General features: G+C 61.6%; 23 protein-coding genes. 14 read left to right on the top strand and 9 right to left on the bottom strand.

Annotated features, from left to right (window positions below):
- Nucleotides 1-4 precede the first annotated feature (4 nt).
- Genes ACQ4MS_RS07855 through ACQ4MS_RS07845 form a run of 3 tightly spaced genes read left to right on the top strand, consistent with a single transcriptional unit; the run spans nt 5 to nt 4,244 of the window.
- Nucleotides 5-3,421 (top strand): hypothetical protein, encoded by a 3,417-nt coding sequence (locus tag ACQ4MS_RS07855; RefSeq protein WP_431098869.1) that lies wholly within the window; start codon nt 5-7, stop codon nt 3,419-3,421.
- A gap of 13 nt (nt 3,422-3,434) precedes the next feature.
- Nucleotides 3,435-3,776 (top strand): DUF1801 domain-containing protein, encoded by a 342-nt coding sequence (locus ACQ4MS_RS07850; protein WP_431098868.1) that lies wholly within the window; start codon nt 3,435-3,437, stop codon nt 3,774-3,776.
- A gap of 27 nt (nt 3,777-3,803) precedes the next feature.
- The gene (locus tag ACQ4MS_RS07845) at nt 3,804-4,244 is read left to right on the top strand and encodes a hypothetical protein (RefSeq protein ID WP_431098867.1); all 441 of its coding nucleotides are present in this window, start codon (nt 3,804-3,806) and stop codon (nt 4,242-4,244) included.
- Nucleotides 4,245-4,291: 47 nt separating this feature from the next.
- Here the strand turns inward: ACQ4MS_RS07845 and cynS are convergent, their stop codons facing one another.
- The 7 genes from cynS to ACQ4MS_RS07810 all read right to left on the bottom strand — a co-directional run bounded on the left by cynS (nt 4,292) and on the right by ACQ4MS_RS07810 (nt 10,496).
- Nucleotides 4,292-4,735, bottom strand: a complete 444-nt coding sequence (gene cynS, locus ACQ4MS_RS07840; RefSeq protein WP_431098866.1) for a cyanase — start codon at nt 4,733-4,735, stop codon at nt 4,292-4,294.
- A 57-nt stretch (nt 4,736-4,792) separates the two neighbouring features.
- Entirely contained in the window at nt 4,793-5,614 is an 822-nt protein-coding gene (locus ACQ4MS_RS07835; RefSeq protein ID WP_431098865.1) for an ABC transporter ATP-binding protein, read from the bottom strand.
- Nucleotides 5,615-5,648: 34 nt separating this feature from the next.
- The gene (ntrB, locus tag ACQ4MS_RS07830; protein WP_431098864.1) at nt 5,649-6,509 is read right to left on the bottom strand and encodes a nitrate ABC transporter permease; all 861 of its coding nucleotides are present in this window, start codon (nt 6,507-6,509) and stop codon (nt 5,649-5,651) included.
- A gap of 5 nt (nt 6,510-6,514) precedes the next feature.
- Nucleotides 6,515-7,918, bottom strand: coding sequence for a CmpA/NrtA family ABC transporter substrate-binding protein (locus ACQ4MS_RS07825; protein ID WP_431098863.1), 1,404 nt, complete (start codon nt 7,916-7,918; stop codon nt 6,515-6,517).
- Nucleotides 7,919-8,046: 128 nt separating this feature from the next.
- Nucleotides 8,047-8,712: a response regulator transcription factor gene (locus ACQ4MS_RS07820; protein WP_431098861.1), complete on the bottom strand. Its 666-nt coding sequence runs from the start codon at nt 8,710-8,712 to the stop codon at nt 8,047-8,049.
- Nucleotides 8,709-9,884 (bottom strand): PAS domain S-box protein, encoded by a 1,176-nt coding sequence (locus ACQ4MS_RS07815; protein ID WP_431098860.1) that lies wholly within the window; start codon nt 9,882-9,884, stop codon nt 8,709-8,711. Before ACQ4MS_RS07815 ends, ACQ4MS_RS07820 begins: the two co-directional genes overlap by 4 nt.
- A 12-nt stretch (nt 9,885-9,896) precedes the next feature.
- On the bottom strand, nt 9,897-10,496 hold the full coding sequence (locus tag ACQ4MS_RS07810; protein ID WP_431098859.1) for a hypothetical protein: 600 nt from the start codon (nt 10,494-10,496) through the stop codon (nt 9,897-9,899).
- Between the two features lie 225 nt (nt 10,497-10,721).
- Between ACQ4MS_RS07810 and ACQ4MS_RS07805 the strand changes: the two genes are divergently transcribed.
- The 10 genes from ACQ4MS_RS07805 to ACQ4MS_RS07760 all read left to right on the top strand — a co-directional run bounded on the left by ACQ4MS_RS07805 (nt 10,722) and on the right by ACQ4MS_RS07760 (nt 19,187).
- Nucleotides 10,722-11,279 carry a hypothetical protein gene (locus tag ACQ4MS_RS07805; RefSeq protein WP_431098858.1) on the top strand — a complete coding sequence of 186 codons (558 nt, stop codon included), beginning with the start codon at nt 10,722-10,724 and terminating at the stop codon, nt 11,277-11,279.
- Between the two features lie 15 nt (nt 11,280-11,294).
- Complete coding sequence (locus ACQ4MS_RS07800) at nt 11,295-12,602, top strand: MFS transporter (RefSeq protein WP_431098857.1); 1,308 nt, start codon at nt 11,295-11,297, stop codon at nt 12,600-12,602.
- On the top strand, nt 12,599-13,042 hold the full coding sequence (locus ACQ4MS_RS07795) for a PTS sugar transporter subunit IIA (RefSeq protein WP_431098856.1): 444 nt from the start codon (nt 12,599-12,601) through the stop codon (nt 13,040-13,042). The genes ACQ4MS_RS07800 and ACQ4MS_RS07795 overlap by 4 nt, the downstream gene beginning before the upstream one ends.
- Entirely contained in the window at nt 13,011-13,280 is a 270-nt protein-coding gene (locus ACQ4MS_RS07790) for an HPr family phosphocarrier protein (protein ID WP_431098854.1), read from the top strand. The genes ACQ4MS_RS07795 and ACQ4MS_RS07790 overlap by 32 nt, the downstream gene beginning before the upstream one ends.
- 3 nt (nt 13,281-13,283) lie before the next feature.
- Nucleotides 13,284-14,210 (top strand): tetratricopeptide repeat protein, encoded by a 927-nt coding sequence (locus ACQ4MS_RS07785; protein WP_431098852.1) that lies wholly within the window; start codon nt 13,284-13,286, stop codon nt 14,208-14,210.
- Entirely contained in the window at nt 14,207-15,973 is a 1,767-nt protein-coding gene (ptsP, locus tag ACQ4MS_RS07780) for a phosphoenolpyruvate--protein phosphotransferase (protein WP_431098850.1), read from the top strand. The genes ACQ4MS_RS07785 and ptsP overlap by 4 nt, the downstream gene beginning before the upstream one ends.
- Before the next feature lie 214 nt (nt 15,974-16,187).
- Entirely contained in the window at nt 16,188-16,646 is a 459-nt protein-coding gene (locus ACQ4MS_RS07775) for a Spy/CpxP family protein refolding chaperone (RefSeq protein WP_431098848.1), read from the top strand.
- Nucleotides 16,639-17,097 (top strand): DUF4260 domain-containing protein, encoded by a 459-nt coding sequence (locus ACQ4MS_RS07770; RefSeq protein WP_431098846.1) that lies wholly within the window; start codon nt 16,639-16,641, stop codon nt 17,095-17,097. The genes ACQ4MS_RS07775 and ACQ4MS_RS07770 overlap by 8 nt, the downstream gene beginning before the upstream one ends.
- A 39-nt stretch (nt 17,098-17,136) precedes the next feature.
- Nucleotides 17,137-17,823: a response regulator transcription factor gene (locus ACQ4MS_RS07765; protein ID WP_431098845.1), complete on the top strand. Its 687-nt coding sequence runs from the start codon at nt 17,137-17,139 to the stop codon at nt 17,821-17,823.
- Nucleotides 17,820-19,187: a sensor histidine kinase gene (locus ACQ4MS_RS07760; protein ID WP_431098844.1), complete on the top strand. Its 1,368-nt coding sequence runs from the start codon at nt 17,820-17,822 to the stop codon at nt 19,185-19,187. The genes ACQ4MS_RS07765 and ACQ4MS_RS07760 overlap by 4 nt, the downstream gene beginning before the upstream one ends.
- A gap of 12 nt (nt 19,188-19,199) precedes the next feature.
- On the opposite strand, the gene ACQ4MS_RS07755 is transcribed toward ACQ4MS_RS07760, so the two are convergent.
- Nucleotides 19,200-20,051 carry a DMT family transporter gene (locus ACQ4MS_RS07755; protein ID WP_431098842.1) on the bottom strand — a complete coding sequence of 284 codons (852 nt, stop codon included), beginning with the start codon at nt 20,049-20,051 and terminating at the stop codon, nt 19,200-19,202.
- A gap of 225 nt (nt 20,052-20,276) precedes the next feature.
- On the opposite strand from ACQ4MS_RS07755, the gene ACQ4MS_RS07750 reads away from it, so the two are divergent.
- A complete protein-coding gene (locus ACQ4MS_RS07750) occupies nt 20,277-20,489 on the top strand; it encodes a hypothetical protein (RefSeq protein ID WP_431098841.1) in 213 nt (70 codons plus the stop codon).
- A gap of 23 nt (nt 20,490-20,512) precedes the next feature.
- On the opposite strand, the gene ACQ4MS_RS07745 is transcribed toward ACQ4MS_RS07750, so the two are convergent.
- Entirely contained in the window at nt 20,513-21,211 is a 699-nt protein-coding gene (locus ACQ4MS_RS07745; protein ID WP_431098840.1) for an AraC family transcriptional regulator, read from the bottom strand.
- Nucleotides 21,212-21,219: the final 8 nt, after the last annotated feature.

Here is a 21,219-nt window from a genome sequence, read left to right as displayed (position 1 = left end):
ACGAATGGGCTGGATTAATACGCCGTGGTCGATTCGTCGAGTCGTTCGGCAGGATATCGCCGATTGGACAGCATTCAACGCCTGTCGAAAGCGATATGCACTTTCATGGTTAGACAAAGAACTGCTTTTCGCCGGTGAGCGTCCTTGGCGCTTCTGCGTATCACTTTTTCTGCTGATGCTCGCGCTGTGGGTGTTAGGGCAACTGATTCCTGAAAACTGGGTCGTTCCGCGCTGGGAAAACTGGGGGGCAGAGGAGCAACTGGCGCACTTCACCGCGCTATGGTCAGTGCAGGCTACGTTAGCCGCTTTGGTCTATCCGATTGTCATCGCATTCGTCACCGTTTTTCTCCAACGACGTCCTGCATCAGAAGCCTTTGTTCATTTGTATATCCTTGACTCCGGTGCTCTAGTTGCCGGCTTGTCTTCACTGGCCCTTGTCGTACTTATGGCGGCTCAGTATGTGATGCTGTCCACCCACGGTGCCCCTGCTCTTCCTGGATGGGTGGCACTGGACGCTGCGTGGTTCTTGCTAAACGCCGTTCTGACGACGTTCTTTCTTTATCGAACAATTGATTTTTTGCGACCCGAGGTGCAACTCGCCGTAGTTAGGCGATATGCACTGAATGTAGCGCTGCCCCGTGAGATCGCACGGCTGTATTCCTTCCAAGTACTTTCGCAGGCTCAATCCAAAAAATGGATACCGGCGCCTGTGTACCTCGACGACAAGGTGCCCGATGGGCCCAAGGTCATGTTGTATGGCATTGGCTTTCGGGAGGGTGCGGAACAGGGACAACTCGTATTTCACGAGCCAAGCCGCTTGCACAATGTCCGCCTTTGGCCTCTTCGTCTCGTGGTCGATATGTGGATGCGGTCAGCACGAAAGTGGCCACGCTCAACTAAGAGTGGCTTGTTTGAATCAAATAAGTGGCCTCTGTTGACATTCTCGTTCGTCCCCGGCAGGGTCTATGCAGATACTATTCCGCTGGCAAATGTTGACGCCGGACCGAGCTTAGAAAAGTGGCAACAGCTGCTCCTTCGTTGGGCGTTCGTCTTCAAGGCCACCAAGGGAGAACGCTCCGGAATTCAACTGGCGGCGCTGCTCTCTGAATTAGAAACCGACGCTCGAGAAGCGGCGTCTAAACATGACGCCGAATCGTTCCAGCGTGCATATGACACGTTCGTTACTCTGCACGAGTTGCTGCTTGAAGCTTCGTTGGTAAAGCAGGAGGATGGAACGACAGGCAGTTGGGCGTTGCTGCCAAACTCCCAAAGTATCTTTGAGCAGAGATTGCACGTGGAATGGGCCGATTCATATCGCTCCATATTTCTTGCCGCCATTGAAGCAATAACGCACGAGACTCGGCCCGCTAAGCGTGTTTGCCACATCGCTCAGCATTTGAACGGCAAAGCTCTTGAAGCATCGCCGATTGAGGTGCGCGAACAAGTGTTGCAGCTATCGGGCCTGTTTATGTTCCAACTCGGATCATGGTGGGCGCGCCGCATCGAGGAGCAAGGCATCATGGATCATGGGTCCCACCAGTCTGCCGTTCTTCGCCCACCGTTGCATCGCACGTATGACGAAGTTTTGCAGTCGTTTGTATCAGGATGGGAGTCAGCGCGCGGGGTGATTGCCAATCTTCCCGATCCCCAGAACTTTGATTGGACGACCGCATCTGCTATCGTCCAGCTCCAGGCCTCTCACATCGAAAAAACCGCTCGTATGCTGCTCGGTGCGGTCTCGAGGGGTGACAAAGCCGCTGCGGAATGGTTGGTAGATATCCTGACGAAGTGGTGGGGCACTCACGACCACTATCGCCAGCCGTTCTCGCTATACAACAAAACGGATTTCCTGACGATTGAACACATCGCGTTGCCGTGGGAGAAGGTGTATTCCACCTTAGGGTTGAACGATCAAGACACCCGGTGGGACGATCGGAATCTTCTTGCAGTACAACGCGGTGTAGTCGTGGCCGCGCTCCGAAATTACTGGACAGACATTCGGCTTATAACTGTGGAATTGTTACTTTGGTGGGCTCGAAACGATGAACGGCCCAATCTTGATGAATCACTGGCTGTGGATATCGCGAGCGGCCTGCTGATAGGAAAGCTGTGGAAGGGAGGCGGAACGATGTCCGATCCGCTTAGCAACCTTTCGGCGCCGGGTTATCTGCTGGCAAAGGTTAGGCAGTATGCGGCGAGCGGTGAATATCGTGGCGGCTATGTTAGTCGTCTCAGCGGGTTTGTCGAAAGCATAAAAGATATGCAACGGCCAAGCATGGTGAGTGCGCGTATTTATTCATTTAGTGGTGCTGATGATGTGGGGTCGCTGCAAGATCTCCAGCTGACCCTCCTAGCTGTACTTTCTGATTCTGATTGGACACCGAGCAATTCACTTCGACAGAGAATTGATGTTTGGTTAGGCCAACAGTACGACAGTGTTGCAGTGCTGAAGAATCGGTTGGAGGAATTCGAAAGGAGGGTTGATGAAGATGGCGCAATTCCTACCAAGCTTTACTCCACGATTCTGAGGAGAACGGCAAAAGTCCACGACGCGGCCACTGGATGGCTTCGAGCAAAGCAGGGAATTCAGGCTTTGAAGGGCTATCTCGAAGAGAAGCGTGCCGAGGCCCTCGCCAACGAGCCAGTTGACCCCGACCGGCTAAAGCAATTGGCTATATATGCCTCTCGTACTGGATTTCAGGCGGCAACTGCCGAGTTCCCAGTGCCACTATTTTCCTCAGTCAAGTTCCGAGTTGGAGATCTGAATGATTTCAAGCTCAGATCCCAGCAAGTTAGAAAAGGCGAACTGACCAAGATTGAAATTGATCAGCGTGCGTCAAATGAGGATGATTTTTGGGCAGAAACAATGGCAAACCAGGTGGGGGCAATAGTGCTTTCGGATGTCATTCGCGCACTCGCTGTCCGAGAAATTCATACGCCTGATGCGGCTTCATATTGGGGTGCCCTAAAAACGGAAGCGGCGCGCCTGACGAGTAATGGGCAGCACCCCCTACTCATTCTAGATAACGCTACAAGACCCGACTGGGTTTGGGACTGGCAACATGCTGACTACGGCGAGAAGAGATACCCCAAGCCAGATGATTTGAATGTGCGACAGCTTGAAGGGCAGGGTGATGGATATGTCTGTCATTTAAACGAGATTCGAGTATTCAGCGGAGCACTTCCTCCTGGCCAGTCAATCTTGCTTCCTCAGGAGGCATTTCAACTTCTCGAATTCAAAGCTTACGAAGAGGGTCGCTTTGTCGATGCAACCGTAGTCCAGCGCGCTGATAGCAAACTTCTTGTCGACTTAGTAATGACAATTTCGCGGCGCGTACGTATTGGAGCGCATGAAGCCATTCGACTTCGATACGATCCCAAGCAGTCCCATGATGATAAAGAAAATAATTCCAGCGACTAGTCCAGATGCTTATGTGAGCGCACTGTCCGGCTGGCGGCGCGCTACGGTTGAGCAAGTGCGCGCAGCTGTCCTGAACAGTGCCACGCTGGACGAAGTCATCAAATGGGGACACCTGGTCTATCTATCGAATGGGCCTGTGCTGCTAATTCGTGCAGAAGAAACCCGCGTGCTATTCGGCTTCTGGCGAGGGCAACGCCTTCGCGAGATGGACTCGCTGCTAAAACCCGGCGGCAAGTACGAAATGGCGACGAGAGAGTTTCACGAGGGTGAGGAAGTCAACGCCGCCTTGTTGCGCCGTCTCGTCAAAGAGGCGGTGCGGCTTAACAAGACGCTTGGCGATCCGACGAAGCTTTAGTCATGACCGAACAGGAGGGGACAGAGTATGGATTTTTGCAAAATGAAATGTGTAGCGGTTCTACTTTCGTTTTCGGCCGTCATTGTGGGCTGTGACGGCCTCGACTCCAAAGAAGATGCGAAAGCGAAAGAGACACTCGTCGGGAGTTGGTACAACGAAACCAAAGACCCCAGCGAGCGACAAATCAAAACCGTGTTCACGCTCACTTCTGCGGGCACTTTCTCCGCTCGCGAACGCATCACGGGCGAGCCCAACGAAGAGAAGAGTTCTGGACCTTGGTACGTCACCGACGGCCTTCTCAAGCTTCAGACCAATGAGATCGATGGCAAGAAGCTTGGGACGCTGGAGTCTCTTTTCTTTACCTGCAAGCTGGTTGACTTGAATTCCAGGGAATTCGCATGCGTTCAGGCGAACGGGGGTCGCCGGTTCCTGTTTCTAAGGGTTCCGAGCGACTACGCGCTGTCCTAGCATTTCAATCGGGCGAATCCCCGATTCCCGTGGTGTCGCCAGCAGCCTCAATAAGTCTTGTACGGCAAGAACTTGCCCGAGAGCACCACATTCACCCGATCGCCCTTGGGATCCGGCTGGCGCACGATGTCCATGCTGAAGTCAATCGCGCTCATGATGCCGTCGCCGAATTCTTCGTGGATGAGTTCCTTGATGGTGGTGCCGTAGACGCTGACGATTTCGTACCAGCGGTAGATGAGGGGGTCGGTGGGCACGGGGGTGGGCAGTGAGCCTTTGTAGGGCACGACTTGCAACCACTTCTGCTCTTCAGCGTTCAACCCAAAAATCTTGCCAATCACCTTCGCTTGTTTTTCGTCAAAGGTCATCTGGCCCAGGCAGCCGGCAGTCGTCCATTCCTTGCTGAGGCCAACTTTTTTGGCGACGGATTCCCAAGTGATGCCTTTGCTGACTTTGACGGTGATGATTTTTTCGGTGATGTCGTTGCGGTTCATGGTCTCTTTGCTCCTGTGTGTGAAATGGTTTGGGTGAAGTGAAAGTGAAACGGGCGGTCAATGCGCTTTGGCGCGCGTGACGAGGAAGTCGACGATGTGGTTGCGCAGCTCGTAGTAACCAGGCAGGTGGTGCAGACCGGCGCGGGTGCGCTCTCTTGGGAGCGGGTTGATGACTTCTTCGGCGATGCGGCCTGGGGCGTAGACGCCGTCGTTGTCGGTGCCGTTACTCATCAGCAAGATGCGATCGGCCAGCAGGATGGCTTCGTCCACGTCGTGGGTGATCATGAAAACCGTTTGCTGTGTCTCGCGCACGATGGCCATGAGTTCGTCCTGGATGGTGCCGCGCGTCAGTGCGTCGAGGGCGCCAAAGGGTTCGTCGAGCAGCAGCATCTTGGGCTGGATGGCGAAGGCGCGGGCGATGCCTACGCGTTGCTTCATGCCGCCAGAGAGTTGTGATGGCTTTTTGTCGATGGCGGGTGTCAGGCCCACCATGGCGACGAACTTCTCTACATGCGCGTTGACTTGTGCGGTCGTCCAGTCAGCCCAGCGCGACACCACGGCAAACGCGATGTTCTTGCGCACGGTGAGCCAGGGCATGAGGGCGTGGCTCTGGAACACCACGCCGCGCTCCAGGCTGGGGCCGCCGATCTCGCGGTTTTCCATAAAGATGTGGCCGGCAGTGGCGGTGTCCAGCCCGGCCAGCACGTTGAGGATGGTGGTCTTGCCGCAGCCCGAGTGGCCGATGATGCAGACGAACTCGCCTTTGCTGATGGTGAAAGACACATCGGCAAACACCGGCCTGGCGGGCAGGGTGGTGCTGAAGTCTTTGCTCAGCCCTTCGATCTTGAGGAATCCCTGCATGCTCTGGTGTTCTTTCATGATGGGGTGAGTCGTGTGGGTGCGTGCCGCAAGGTCACTCCACATACGTCACCGCCTTCTGCAGCTGGGCAAAGGCCAGGTCCAGCAGCATGCCGACGATGCCGATGACGAGGATGGCGAAGATGACGTTGGTGAGCGAGAGGTTGTTCCACTCGTTCCAGACGAAGTAGCCGATGCCGGTGCCGCCCACCAGCATCTCGGCCGCCACAATCACCAGCCAGGCGATGCCCATGGAGATACGCATGCCGGTCAGGATGGTGGGCGCCGCGGCGGGCAGGATGACCTGAAAGGCCTTGCGCAGGGGGCTTACTTCCAGCGTGCTGGCCACGTTGAGCCATTCGCGCTTGACCGAGGCCACGCCAAAGGCCGTATTGATCAGCATGGGCCACACCGAGCAGATAAAGATCACAAAGATGCCCGAGATGGACGAATCCTTGATGGTGTAGAGCGCCAGCGGCATCCACGCCAACGGAGAGATCGGTTTGAGCACCTGGATAAACGGGTCAAACGCCCGGCGCAGCAGCGGCGACATGCCGATCACAAAACCCAGCGGAATCGCCACCAGGCAGGCCAGCAAAAAGCCCAGGCCCACGCGCGCCAGTGAAAAGCCAAGCTGGATGGCGATGCCCTTGTCGTTGGGGCCGTTGTCATAAAACGGGTCAGCCAGATGCCTCCACGCGGTTTGGCCCATTTGCAGCGGCGTCGGGAAGCCGCCGGCCTTGGCCGTACCGGGGTCTTTGCCCAGCATCTTCAGGTACTCGGCCTGCTCGGCTGACACCGCCGGCCCGGCTGCGCCGCCGGTGGCCGGCAGCGTGGCCAGCTGCCACGCCGCCAGAAACACCAGCAGCAGCAGCAGCGAGACCAGCGTGGCCTTGAAGTTCAGTGACTTGAGCATGTCCACTACGCCATTTTGTTGATGGCGAAGCTCTTGAGGTACTCGTCCGGCTTGGCTGCATCAAACACCTTGCCCATGATGGTGAACTTGGGGTATGCGCCTTCCGGCGCTTTCTGGCCCAGGTCGGCCATGCGCTTTTTCGCGTCGGTCAGCAGGAAGACTTTTTCGGCGATCTGCTTGTAGTTGATGTCGCCCTTCACATAGCCCCAACGCTTCATCTGCGTCAGCATCCACACCGCCATCGACTGCCATGGGATCGGGTCGAAGTCGGCGCGGTCCGGCACGGTCTTGATGTTGCCCAGGCCGTCAGCAAAGCGGCCTGTCAGCACCTGCGTCAGCACGGTTTCAGGCTGGTTCAGGTAGGCCTGCGGTGCAATCACCTTGGCGATCAGCTCGCGGTTTTTCGGGTCGCGCGCCATGGCGGCGGCCGTGAGCACCGAGCGGTACAGCGCCGCAAAGGTGTTGGGGTTCTTCTGGATGAATTCTGTGGAGGTGCCAAACGCGCAGCAGGGGTGGCCGTTCCACAAATCCTTGGTCAGCAGGTGCAAAAAGCCGATTTCTTCATACACCGCGCGTTGGTTGAAGGGGTCGGGGCCGAGGTAGCCGTCAATGTTGCCGGCGCGCAGGTTGGCCACCATCTCCGGCGGCGGCACCACTCGGATCTGGATGTCGGTGTCGGGGTTCAGCCCGGCTTCCGCTACGTAGTAACGCAGCAAAAAGTTGTGCATGCTGAACTCAAAGGGCACGGCAAACTTGAAGCCCTTCCACATCTTGGGATCGCGTTTGTCCTTGTGCTTGTTGGCCAGCGTGATCGCCTGGCCGTTGGTGTTCTGGATGGTGGCCACATTCATGGGCACCGGGTTGGAGCCCACACCCATCGAGATGGCCAGCGGCATGGGGCTGAGGAAGTGCGTGGCGTCGTATTCCTTGTTGATCATCTTGTCGCGTATCAGCGCCCAGCCGGCGGTCTTGACGACTTCAACGTTCAGGCCTTCCTTGCTGTAGAAGCCCAGTGGATGGGCCATGATCAGCGGCGTGGCGCAGGTGATGGGAATGAAGCCGATCTTCAGGTTGGTTTTTTCCAGCTTGCCCTTGTCTTGCGCCATGGCCTGCATGGTGCCGACGGGCAGCACGCTGGCGATGGCGGCCATGGCCGTTCCTTTGCCGACGGCACGCAGAAAGCGGCGGCGTACTTCGTCCTGCGGGAACAGGGCCTTAACCAGCGTGGCTTCAATGAATTCGTTGGAGTAGGCCTCGAACTCGCTGGTCAGGCTGCGCCGGCGCAGCTCGGCGGCGGCGCCGTCCGCGTTCATCTCCGGGTGGTGATCGGCCGGCGCGTGGTCACCGCCGCAGCTGCACTTGAGCATCAGGGGCCGGTCGGCGTCGTAGGGGGAGAAACGGTCAGACATGGCGTGCACCTTTCAGTTGAAGATGCGGCGGTCTTGCAAACAGCGGGCCACTTTGCGCCTAAAGCCGGTGTGATGGAGGCGCCGCCTGCATTTGGCGGTGCGTTCCATGAGGGCCTGTAGGGGCAGCCCTACAAATTCGGCGCTTTGGCGTGGCGCTCGGCATACAGCGCCAGCTCCACGTCGTTACGGGTGCCGGTTTTTTCGAGGATGCGCGCGCGATAGGTGCTCACGGTGTTGGCCGCCAGACTCAGCTGTGCACCAATTTCGCTCACGGATTTGCCTGCCGTGAGCAGGCGGAACACCTGGTGTTCACGGTGGGACAGCGATTCGGTGCCGCCACTGCCACTGCGGGCCGCGTTGTTGCCGACGGCATTGGCCAGGGCTTCGGCGGCAAGGGCCGATACATAGAGGCCGCCTGAGGCCACCTTGCGCACAGCAGCAATCATGTCGTCCGGGTTCGCGCTCTTGTTCAGGTAGCCCGCCGCACCCAGTTTGATGCAACGCACCGCGTACTGCTTTTCCGGGTAGGTGCTGAGCATCAACACCGGCAGGCGGGGCCAGCTTTTCTTGAGCGCCTGCAGCACATCCAGGCCGTCGCGCTCGGGCAGGGCAATGTCCAGCAGCACGGCGCTCAGGCCTTTGTCCCCACCCAGCGCGTCGACGCGCTGCAGGGTGTCGGGGCCGGTCTCTGCCTCGGCCACCACTTCGATGTCGGGCGCATCGGCCAGTACCTGCTTCAGGCCCTCGCGCACGATGCGGTGGTCATCGCCGATCAGGATTTTGAGGGTGCTCATAGTTGGATCCGAAGGTGAAAGAGGGAGCCGTGGCCAACCTGGCTGGTGATCTCCAGGCTGCCGCCCAAGTGACGTGCGCGCTCCCGCATGCCCATCACGCCATAAGCATTGGCTGCTTCAAAGGCCGCGGCTTCGGCGCCGCGGCCGTTGTCCTGCACGGTGATGCTGATGTCACTGGCCGTGGCGCGTATGGTGATGGCCACGCGGCTGGCTGCCGCATGCCGGCCTACATTGCTGAGCATTTCCTGGAAGATGCGAAAGATGGCAATCGCCGAAGGCTCGGGCAGCGGTGCCGCATTGGCCACGTCCATCTGCCAGTCCAGGTTCAGTTCGGCCGACTGCACGAATTCATGCGCCTGCCAGTCCAGCGCTGCCCACAGGCCCTGGTGGTCCAGGATGCTGGGCCGCAGGTCGGTGATGATGCGCCCCACGTTGTCGACCGCGCTTTCAATCAGCCGGCCCATGTTCTGGCACTTGCTGCGCATGGTGTCGCGCATGGCCTGTGCGTCGCCGGGTTCGCGCTGCTGCTGTTCGCCCAGGCGTTTGTCGAGCCAGCCGACGTCCATCTTCAGCGCCACCAGCAGGCTACCCAGCTCGTCATGTACCTCGCGCGCGATGCGTGTGCGCTCGTCCTCGCGCACCGTGTGGGTGTAGGCGGTGAGCTCGCGCAGGTGCTGCAGCGCCTCAGACAGCGCCTGTGTGCGCTCGCTCACGCGCTGCTCCAGCACGGCATGCGCCTGGCGCAGTGCGTCTTCGGCCTGGCGGCGTGCCGAGATGTCGACAAAGGTGACCACCGCGCCTTGCACCACGCCGCTTTCAACGATGGGGTGCGACGAGTATTCAACCGCAAACGCGCTGCCGTCCTTGCGCCAGAAGAGTTCGCTGTCGATGCGGCAGGGCAGCGCCTTGCGAAAGGCGTTGAAGATGGGGCAGAGGTGCTCGGGATAGTGCGCGCCGCCGGCATGGGAGTGGTGCGCCAGCTCATGCATGTTGTGGCCCAGCACGTCGGCGGGGGCATAGCCCAGCTGCTCGGCGCCGGCACGGTTGATGAAGGTGCAGCAGCCGTCCATGTCGATGCCGAAAATGCCTTCGCCGGTGGACTCGAGCAGCTGCGACAGCTTGTCGCGCCAGACGGGCTGGTTGGTGCCGGGAAGGTGGGCGGGTGCGGGCACGGCGTGTTTCGGCTAACCGCCGTAATCCGTAAATTCGGTAAACATCTTTTCAGGGCAACGCCCGCCGGAGCCGTTGCGCTCGTAGTAGTTCCAGCGGTAAGCCATTTCGGTGTTGTCCCGGCAGTCCACACCTTTGTACAGCTTGCCGTAAGTGGCTCTGGCGCCGGAGGAGGATCGAAAGCTGTCAAGACTTTCAACGACCAGCACGCCATCTTTGGGATAAACCTTCAGCACGCCAAAAGACGCATTGCTTGGTATGTCGTAATCAACATAGAGTTCGATCCGCTCAGGATCCGGGCGCGCCTTCTCTATCAATATAAAAACAGCCTGTTGCTGCGCCACCAGCTCCTGCTGCGTCAGGTGGGTAAATGACTGGGACTGGATTTTTTTACCGAACTTCAGCGCTGGCCCCAGCACCAGCAAAGGTTTGCGCTCGTCTGTAGTGGCAGGGTTGAACCGGTGTTGAAGCGACTTCTTGAACCGGTTGACGACAGCCGAGAAAATTTCATCGTCGCTAAAGTTCTGGTTCTGTAACTCTAAAGCCCAGACAGAGCTTGCGGTACACAGCAGCAGCGCAGCGATTAATTGGTGTGTCTTGAAATGCATCGTCATTGAACGGTTGTGATGGTTGGACCGCATCATGGCATGGCAAAGCCTGAACTTTTTCAATATTGATATCAGCGCATATGCGAGCCGTGAGCAAACATCGTGCCCAGCTTGGTGCGTTGGCCGGTACTGTATCAACCCAAATCAACCCAAAAACGCTGCCAAAGCGGGCTGGCGGAGGGGTTTGCCCCAAAACGGGTTGTTTTTTGAATCCCCTGTAAAGTCCAAGGCATGCTTACGATTTTCAGGGGCGCCGCGCGCCTCTCGCCGCGGCCGGTTGCCGTTTTTTTCCTGACAGTGCTGGTACTGCTCGTGGCCTGCAGCCCCACGCTGAACTGGCGCGAAGTGCGGCCCGAGGGCACGCGCCTGGCGCTGCTTTTGCCCTGCAAGCCCGACAAGGCTGAAAAAGTGGTTCCACTGGGTGGGCCGGCCACCCCGTTGTTGATGCTGGGTTGTGATGCCGGGGGCGCCACCTTTGCTGTGGCTGTGGCGGACCTGGGTGACGCGGCAAAAGCGGCGCCTGTGCTCGCACAGTGGCAAAGCCTTACGCTGGCCAACATGAAAGCCGGGCCTGCGCCGCAGGTGTCGCCGCTCAAGTTACCCGGCGCTGCCACGCTGCCCCCTGCTTCACTGGTCAAAGCTGAGGGCCAGGGCCCTGATGGCAAACCGGTGAGCGGGCAGGCTGCTTACTTCGCGCAGGGCTCGCAGGTGTTCCAGGTGGTGATGTATTCGCCGCGCATCGCGCCCGAGGCTGCCGAGACGTTTTTCTCCAGCCTCAAGTTTGAATAACGTGTTTTCCCTTTCATGACCAGCGCAGACGCTTCCTTGCCGGCTTCTCCGAACCCCGCCGCGCCCGCTGCCGGTTCCCACCCCGGCCGGCTGGACGCCAAGACCGGCGCCATTGTTTTCCTGGCGTTTGCCGCCGCGTATTTCTGCTCGGCGCTGGTGCGCGCCATCACGGCCACGCTGGCGCCAGTGCTGACGCAGGACTTCTCGCTGCATGCGCGCGACCTCGGCTTGCTGGCGGGCGGTTACTTCCTGGGTTTTGCGGCCACGCAGCTGCCGCTGGGCACCTGGCTGGACCGCCACGGCCCCAAGCGCGTGATCCTGTGTTTCCTCGCGCTGTCGGTGCTGGGCTGCCTGGCTTTTTCGTTGTCCACCAGCTTTGCCTGGCTGCTGGCCTCGCGCGTGTTGGTGGGCATGGGCGTCAGCGCCTGCCTGATGGCGCCGCTCACGGGTTACCGCCGCTGGTACGAACCGGCCACCGTGCTGCGCGCCAACTCGTGGATGCTGATGACCGGCTCGCTCGGCATGCTGGCGTCTACCTTGCCGGTGCAGTGGCTCATGCCCTTGACGGGCTGGCGGCCGCTGTTCTGGATGCTGGCCGGGATGATTTTGCTGTCGATGGCCGCGCTCGCCTGGGTTGTACCTACATGGCAACTTAACAAAAAACACGAAGGCATGGAAACCACCGCGCCGGCGGCGCCGGCCGAAGCCGGCTACGCGCCGATCTGGCGTAGCCGCTACTTCCGCAAGATGACGCCGCTGGCATTTTTCAATTACGGCGGGCTGGTGGCTGTGCAAACCTTGTGGGCCGGCCCGTGGATGATCCGGGTCGCGGGCTACACGCCGCTTGAAGCGGCGACCGGCCTCTTTTATATCAATGCCTGCATGCTGGTGACCTTCTGGGGCTGGGGCATGGTGAATCCCTGGCTGTCGCGGCACGGATGGAGCGCTACCCGCCTGATCACCTGGGGCGTGCCTTTCAGCCTCGCGGTTCTGGCAGTCAATATCGCCGCCGGCACTTCTACCGGATGGCTGGGCTGGGCGCTTTTTTGCATCGGTTGCAGCGTCATGGGGCTGGCGCAGCCCGCGGTGGGCATGGCTTTCAAGGCCTCGCTCGCCGGCCGGGCGCTCTCGGCCTACAACCTCATGATTTTCGCCGGTGTGTTCACCGTGCAGTGGGGAATCGGCCTCCTGATTGACGTGTTTGCCGCGATGGGCCTGGCGCGCGTGGCGAGTTTTCAGGCGGCCATGTCCGTGTTTTTGTGTTGTTGTATCGCCTCATATGGGTATTTCCTCAGTATGAAAGCTGATAATTCACCGCAATGAACGGCATTTTCATCATCGCCCACGCCCCGTTGGCCTCCGCTCTGCGCCAGTGCGTGCTGCATGTGTTTCCGGACAACGCAGCGGGCATTGCCGCACTGGACGTGCAGCCCAACATGCCGCCCGAAGAAACCCTGGCGCAGGCGCGCATCATGCTGGCGCAGCTCGGCACCTCGCACGCCCTGGTATTGGTCGACGTGTTCGGCGCCACACCCTGCAATGTGGCGCAAAAACTGGTGGACGGCGTTCATTCCAAACTTATCACCGGCATCAACCTGCCCATGCTGCTGCGCACCGTGTCGTACCGCCACGAGTCACTCGATGCGCTGGTGGCGCGCGCGCTGATCGGCGCCACGCAGGGCGTGATGCAGGTGGCCATCACCGCACCGCAAAATCAGGTACGCCGAAATCATGATCAAGACCAGCACGAACATCAGCAATAAGCTGGGCCTGCATGCCCGCGCCTCCGCCAAGCTCACCAAACTCGCCGGCAGCTTTGGCTGCGAGGTCTGGATGAGCAAGGGCGAGCGCCGCGTTAACGCCAAAAGCATCATGGGCGTCATGATGCTGGCCGCCGGCATGGGCAGCACGGTTGAAATCGAAACCAATGGCAATGACGAGCAGGCCGCGATGGACGCCATCCTTGCCCTGATCGCTGACAAGTTCGGCGAAGGGGAGTGACCGGTGCCGAGGCGGATTTCAAAGGCAGGCCAGGCGCTCCGCGCCAATGAACTGGGAATCCAGCTTCACGACGAAGGCGAGGATGACCGTGCCCTGACCTGCTACCGAGAAGCCCTGCGCTTCAGGCCCGACTGGGCCACACCCTGGTACAACATCGGCTTGCTGCACAAATACCGGTGCGAGTGGCGTGAGTCCCTGGAGGCGAACCTCGAGGCCATCCGTCTGGATCCGTCCAGCGAAGGCGCCATCTGGAACGCCGGCATTGCGGCCACTGCCCTGGGCGACTGGGCGCATGCGCGCAGTGCCTGGAAGCAATACGGCATCAACATCGGCGACGGCGATGGCCCGGTCGACTATCCGATCGGCGCGACGCCTGTCCGGGTGGCTGTTGACGGTGAGCCCGAAGTGATCTGGACCCGGCGCATCGACCCGGCCCGGGCCGTGATCGAAAGCGTCCCCCTGGCGGCTTCGGGCCGGCGCTACGGCGATTTGCTGCTGCATGACGGCGCACCCAACGGCTACCGGAAAATCGGCGACGTGGAGAAGGCCGTCTTTGACGAGCTGCAGGTGCTCAAGGCCTCTGCCTATTCAACATTTGAAGTTGTTGTGGAAGACGCCACAAGCGTTGATCTGGATGACTTGTATGCGCGCTGTAAATCGGACAGTGTCGCCATGGAAAACTGGACGGAGACGCTCCACACCCTGTGCAAGGCCTGCTCTGAAGGCCGGCCATTTGCCGACGGCGGCCATAACCATGATGCGCCGGCCCGCGAAGACGGGTCATGGCGGCTGGGCATCGCGGCGCTGGAAGCCGGGCAGGCCCGACGCGCGCTTGATGAATGGCTGGGCGCGAAGCCGGGAGTGAAGCTCTCGGCCTTCGAATGCGTCCTCAATGCGACCACCACGCAACACCCTGGGAGCGCCGCATGACCTTTTCCGTCCACGGCCTGGCCGTCTCGCGCGGTATCGCCATTGGCCGTGCCGTGCTCGTGGCGTCCAGCCGTGCCGACGTGGCGCACTACTTTATTGATGCGTCCAAAACGGCGGAAGAAATCACCCGTGTCAGGGTGTCGCGCAATGCGGTGATGGAGGAAATCACACGCCTGCAGCAAGACCTGCCCAAGGATGCGCCGCATGAGCTGGCCGCGCTGCTGGATGTGCACCTGATGCTGCTGCAGGACGAGCAGCTCATCAGCGGCGTGAAGCACTGGATCACCGACCGCTACTACAACGCTGAATGGGCGCTGACCACCCAGTACGAAATCATCGCGCGTCAGTTTGACGACATGGAGGACGAGTACCTGCGCGAGCGCAAGGCCGACCTGGAGCAGGTGGTCGAGCGCATCCTGCGCCACATGAAGGGTGTGGCATCACCCGTGCAGCCCGCGGGCCAGGCGGGGGCCAGCCGCAAGCAGGCGCAGCAGGACCTGCTGCTCGACGACACCACGGACGTCCCGCTGGTGCTGATCGCGCATGACATTTCCCCGGCCGACATGCTGCAGTTCAAGCAGAGCCTCTTCGCGGGTTTTGCCACCGACGTGGGCGGCAAGACCTCGCACACCGCCATCGTGGCGCGCAGCATGGACATCCCGGCGGTGGTTGGTTCGCGCAGCGCCAGCCAGCTGATCAAGCAGGACGACTGGGTCATCATCGACGGCGAGGCTGGGATATTGATCGTCGACCCCTCGCCCATCATCCTGGCCGAATACGGCTTCAAGCAGCGCCAGGGCGAACTGGAGCGCCAGCGCCTGAACCGGCTCAAGCACACCGCGGCGCTGACCATCGACGGCCAGAAGGTCGAACTGCTGGCCAACATTGAACTGCCCGAGGACACGGCCGGCGCGGTGGCCGCCGGCGCCGTCGGCGTCGGGCTGTTCCGCAGTGAATTCCTTTTTATGGGCCGAAGCGGCAAACTGCCCGACGAGGAAGAGCAGTACCAGGCCTACCGCAAGGCGATTGAAGGCATGCACGGCCTGCCTGTCACCATCCGCACCGTGGACATCGGCTCCGACAAGCCGCTGGATCGTCACGCCAAGGCGCAGGACACCCACCTCAACCCGGCACTGGGCCTGCGTGCGATTCGCTGGAGCCTGGCCGACCCGCCGATGTTCCTGACGCAGCTGCGCGCCATCCTGCGCGCGGCCGCCCATGGCAAGGTCAACCTGCTGGTGCCCATGCTGGCGCATGGCAGTGAAATCCGCCAGACCATGGCGCTGATCGACCGCGCGCGTGCGTTGCTCGACAACCGGGGCATACCGTACGGCCCGGTCCGCCTGGGCGCGATGATCGAAATTCCGGCCGCTGCGCTGACGCTCAAGCTCTTCCTGAAGTACTTTGACTTCCTGTCGATAGGCACCAACGACCTGATCCAGTACACGCTGGCCATCGACCGTGCCGACGAGGCGGTGTCCCACCTGTACAACCCCTGCCACCCGGCCGTGCTGCGCTTGATAGCCGACACCATCAATGAATGCAATGCCCAGGGCAAAGGCGTGAGCGTCTGCGGCGAGATGGCCGGCGACGTCAGCATGACGCGGCTGTTGCTGGGCATGGGCCTGCGCAGCTTTTCCATGCACCCTTCGCAAATCCTGGCGGTCAAGCAGCAAATCCTGCGCGCCGATGCCGCCAAGTTGCAGCTCTGGGCCGAAGAGGTGTTGGCCAGCGATGAGCCGGCGGCGATGCTGCAGGGCTGATGATTGTTCTGTCAGCCTGCGGCTGCTATTAAAAACATAGCTACTCGCGCACATTTTGATTGGGCTAGGAGCCTAAAACGCTTGTAAATCTCGCCAGCCTCCTCTTTTTGGAGGAGGCTGAAACAAAGCGAAACACGCCGCAACCGCCCCGAAAACAGCCTTGCCCTGCTCGCGGGCACCATGAGGAACCTTCACTTCTTCTTCGAGGCTCCTCATGAAACATCGCATCAAAAAAATACTGCTTGGCCTTTTCGGCGGGGCGCTCATCGTCGGCAGCCTGGGTGCTTGTTCGCACGGTGGCCATGGCTGGCGCGGCGATGCGGGCTCACCTGAGGCGCGCGCCCGCATGGTCGAAAAAGTCGGTTCACGCCTGGACCTGGACGCCGCGCAAAAGCAGAAGCTCGCGGTGCTGGCCGACAAGCTGCAGGCGCAGCGCACGGCCTTGCGTGGCACAACGGAGCCACGTGACGCCGTTCGCGGCCTGTTTGCCGGCAACAAGCTGGACCAGGCCGGTGCCAAAAAACTGATCGAGGAAAAAACCGCCGCGATTCAGTCCGGCAGCCCGGAAGTGATTGCCGCCGCGGCTGACTTCTTTGACAACCTGCGTCCTGAACAACAGCAGAAAGTGCGCGACTTCATGGAACGCGGCCGCCGCTGGGGCTACCGTGGCTGAGGCGGTTTTCTTCCCGGCAGGCCGTGCGGTGCGGACCGTCCAGCGCCGCATCGCTACGGCGGTCGCTCCGGGCAGCGCCAACGGCGGCGTACGTTTGCTGCTGCGGGCCGAGGGGCTGGCCGTCGTGGCCGCCGCTGTGGCGGCTTACGCGCAGTTCGGCGCCGGGTGGGGCTGGTTTGCGGCGCTATTCCTCGTGCCTGACCTGTCTTTCCTGGCTTACCTGGCCGGGCCGCGCGCCGGAGCAGCTGCCTATAACACCATGCATTCCTACCTCGGCGCCGTAGGTTTGCTGGCGGCCGGCGTGCTGGGCGCGGCGCCTCTGCTGGTGGCGGGCGGCCTGGTCTGGTGCGCGCACATTGGCTTTGACCGCCTGCTGGGCTACGGCCTCAAGTACAGCGCCGGCTTTGGGTATACCCATCTGGGGCCCATCGGGCCGCAGGATCCATGGTGAACTTTTTCCGGTGCCATGCCGGTTTCTTATGATGGCCGCATGCCCCGCATTCTCCTGATTGACGACGACGAGCACCTGGCTGCGCCGCTGGCCGCCTACTTTGCCCGTTTTGACTTTGTGCTGGAAAGCGCACTGCGCCCCGGCGAAGGCCTGGCCATGCTGCGCGCCGGTGCTTTTGATGCAGCCATCCTGGACGTCATGCTGCCTGAGATGGACGGCTTTGCCCTGTGCCGCGAGATCCGCAAGGAAAACGACATTCCCATCGTGATGCTGACAGCTCGCGGCGACGTGATGGACCGCGTGGTCGGACTGGAGCTGGGCGCCGACGACTACCTGCCCAAGCCTTTTGAGCCGCGCGAGCTGGTGGCGCGGCTGCAGACGATCTTGCGGCGCCAGCGAAGCGCACCGGCTGCAGCGACCCAGCGCCATGTGTTCCAGGGGCTGGTGATCGACATGGGAACGCGCGAGGTGCTGCGCCTGGGTGAAAAGGTCGAGCTGACCGGCACGGAGTTTGAACTGCTGGCCCTGCTGGCGGCCGAACCCGGCAAGGTGTTCAACCGCGACGACATCCTCAACCGCCTGCGCGGCCATGAGGCGGACCTTTACACGCGCGCCGTCGACATCGTGGTGAGCCGGCTGCGTAAAAAGCTTGAGCCGCTGGACTGCATCAAGACACTGCGCAATGCGGGTTATGCGCTCGCCGCCGGCAAGGCGGGTGCGCCATGAAGCGCAGGAGGGAGCGCCAGGAATGGCAGGCTTGCGGGCGCTCGCGTCCCAAGCGGTGGCGCCACCGTTGGAAGCATTCGCTCCGGCTGCGGCTGATCACGGTGTTCCTGTTGCTGGCGCTGGCCATGGGGGCGGTGTTCATGAGCGGCATGCAGCGGGCGTTTTCCACGGGCTGGCGTGATGCCGCCAAGCCGCTGATCAGCGACTACATGGACAGGCTGGTGTCCGACCTGGGCTCACCGCCCGACGTGGAGCGGGCCCAGGCGCTGGCCGCGCGGCTGCCGATATCGATCCGGATTGAGGGCCCTCAGGTCAACTGGCAGTCGCATCCCGACAGGCCCGACCGCAAGGTGTTCGATGCGCGCACCAAGGACTGGCTCAGCCGCACCACCGCAGACGGCCACCGGGTGATCTTTGGCCCCGGCACCGCGCCCTGGCAAGGTGCGCCGCACGGGATGTTTGGCTGGATCACGCTGGCCTTGCTGGTGGGCTTGCTCGTCGGCGCGTACGCTTACGTGAGGCGTCTGCTGCGCCCGCTGGACGACATCCGCGAGGGCGCTGAACGCTTTGGCCGCGGCGAGTTCGACACGCCCATTCCCCTGCGCCGGCGCGACGAACTCGGGGACCTGGCCGGGCGCATCAACACCATGGCGCACGACATCGAAGGCATGCTGAACGCCAAACGCGCCTTGCTGCTGTCGCTGAGCCATGAACTGCGCTCTCCGCTCACGCGCGCCCGGCTTAACGCGGAACTGTTGCCCACCACGCCGGACGGCACAGGGGCGGGCCAACGAGAGCGCGAGGCGCTGCTGCGCGACCTGGGCGAAATGCGTGACCTGATCAGCGACCTGCTGGAAAGCGAGCGCCTGGCCAGTCCCCATGCCGCGCTGCAACGCGAGGCGGTGGACCTGGCGGCGCTGGTGCGCGAGACGGTGGCCGAAATGCCCGGTGCAGCGGAAGTGGTGCTGGATCTTGCGGCCGACCTTGCACCGCTGTCGCTGGACCGCATGCGGCTTCGCCTGCTGGTGCGCAACCTGCTGGACAACGCGCTGCGTTACAGCAGCGGCGCCAGCCGGCCACCGCAGGTGTCGCTGCAGCCGGCCGAGGGTGGCGTGATGCTGGAGGTGCGCGATTTCGGCCCCGGGGTGGACGCCGCGCAGCTGGCGCATTTGACCGAGCCTTTTTACCGCACTGACGGCGCACGCCAGCGCGCGACGGGCGGCGTGGGCCTGGGTATGTACCTGTGCCGGCTGGTGGCCGAAGCGCATGGCGCCGAGCTGGAGGTGCGCAATGCGGAGCCGGGCCTGGCAGTGAAAGTGCTATGGAATGCTATTGAATCAGGAGCTGCTCGCACCCATTTCTGAAGGCCTGGAGCCCTATTTGGCTCTGGTTCCGAGCAGCGCGGCGCCGATGATCATCACCGCCGCCAGGGCGATGCTCCAGGTCAGCGCGCGGCCGCTCACGAGCATCAGGAGCGCGGTGGACCCCAGCGGTGTGAGGTAGCTGAGGATGCCAATCTGCCGCGCGTCACCGAGCTTGAGCGCCTTGTCCCAGAGGAAGAATGCCGCGCCCAGCGGGCCCAGCCCCATCACGGCCAGCAATCCCCAATCCTGTGCAGACAACGCGGCCGCGGGCTCCAGTGCCCAGTGGCACAGCAGCGAGAGCACGCCCGACACCAGGCCGAAGAGGCCGATGGCGGCGGTGGGGAACGCCGGAACGCGCTTCGTCAGCAGCGAGTAGCTGGCCCAGATGAAGGCCGAGCCGAGCGCCGGCAGGTAGCCCCATGACCAGCCGCCTGAAGAAGAGCCGCCACCGTCCGAACCACTCGCGCCAAGAATCGCAATCGCAGCGCCGGCAAAACCCAGCAAGGCCGCGGCCACATGCACGGTATGCAAGCGCACGCCCCGCAGAAACAGCGGCGCCAGCACCACGATAAAAAGTGGCCAGAGGTAGTTCACCAGGTTGGCCTCGACCGCCGGCGCATGCCGTAGCGCGATGAAGAGCAGGAAGTGAAAGCCGAAGAGACCGTACACGCCGAGCGTCAGCGTGGCGGCGGGTATTTTCCATTGCGCCCGGTTCCGCAAGACAATGGGCAAGGTCAGCGCGCTGCCGATCAGCAGTGCAATACCGGTTAGCAAAAAGGGCGGGACGTGTTTGAGCGACACCCCGAGTGAGGCAAACAGGGTCCAGAGGGCGATGGCGCCCAGTGCGTACAGATTGGCTGGCATGGCGGCAAGCATAGAGGGCTGCAGCGCCCGTGTCGTCGCGCAACAACGCTTTGTTGAAGCACAACGACGGTTTCGACCCGGGGCGAGGTTTGCCCAGGCGATCAGCCTACATCCGGTAACGAGCTTCACGCGTCAGGCGTATCGCAGACACCTTGCGGGCACCCGCCCCGGTTGCAATGGCGTGGCAGATTTCACCGAAATCGCATGAAACCCAAGGAGACCCTCATGAAAAAGCTTTCCATCCTCTTGCTGTCGCTGGTCGGTCTGGCTGCCCTGTCGGGCTGCGTGGCCTATCCGGTGGCTTATGACAGCGGGCCGCAGTACCGAGTGGTGCCCGCCCCTGCACCGGGTTATGGCCCGGGGTATCGGGGTGACCGCGATGGGGACGGCGTGCGCAACCGGTATGACCGCCAGCCGAACAATCCCTATCGCTATTGACGCGCTATGACGCTTGGCCAGGGCTAGTTTTGGCCTGACTGCCGTCTGAGCGCGGCTGTCAGGGCTGAAGGCGACTGGTAACCGCAATGCAGCGCGGTGTCGGCCACGTTCATGCCGCGCTGGCGCAGCTGCACGGCCAGGGCCAGGCGTTGCCGGCGCAGCCACTGCATCACGCTCATGCCGGTTTCGCGCCGGCAGCGCGCGGCGAATTGCGTCGGGCTCAAGAACACCTGCGCGGCCAATTGCGCAACGCTGAGCGGTTCGTGCAGGCGCTGCTGTGTCCAGGTGGACAGCTGTTCCCATTGAATGGGGCGCTGATAGCGCGCGGGTGTTGAAACCTCCGGCAGCGACTGCCAGGCTTCCAGCAGCAAGGCCGGGCCGTAGTGCTGCGCGAGGCTGCCCCGCTGCTGCAAGGCATGCGCCAGGTAATGGCCCAGTGCCAGGGCTTGCGCGGTATGGGCCGGGTCGTAGGCACAGCGCGCCCAGCCGCTCTGCGTGGTGTCCAGCACCAGGCAGCGTGCACCTCCGCGGGATTCAAAATCATGGTGCTCACCGGGCGGGATCACGCAGCCTTGGCCGGCCGCGATGCGGTGCCCGTGCCCCTGCACTTCAAGTTCAAGCACGCCGTTCAGGCTCAACAGCACCTGGAAGTGCTCATGCGCATGGCTGCCGTGCGACGCGCCGTAGTGGCGCAGTGACAGGGAGCCTTGCGGCATGTTCATGGTGCGGA

Source organism: Polaromonas aquatica, assembly GCF_050626995.1.
Taxonomy (GTDB): domain Bacteria; phylum Pseudomonadota; class Gammaproteobacteria; order Burkholderiales; family Burkholderiaceae_C; genus Polaromonas; species Polaromonas aquatica_A.
This window is presented reverse-complemented; position numbering and strand designations above follow the sequence as displayed.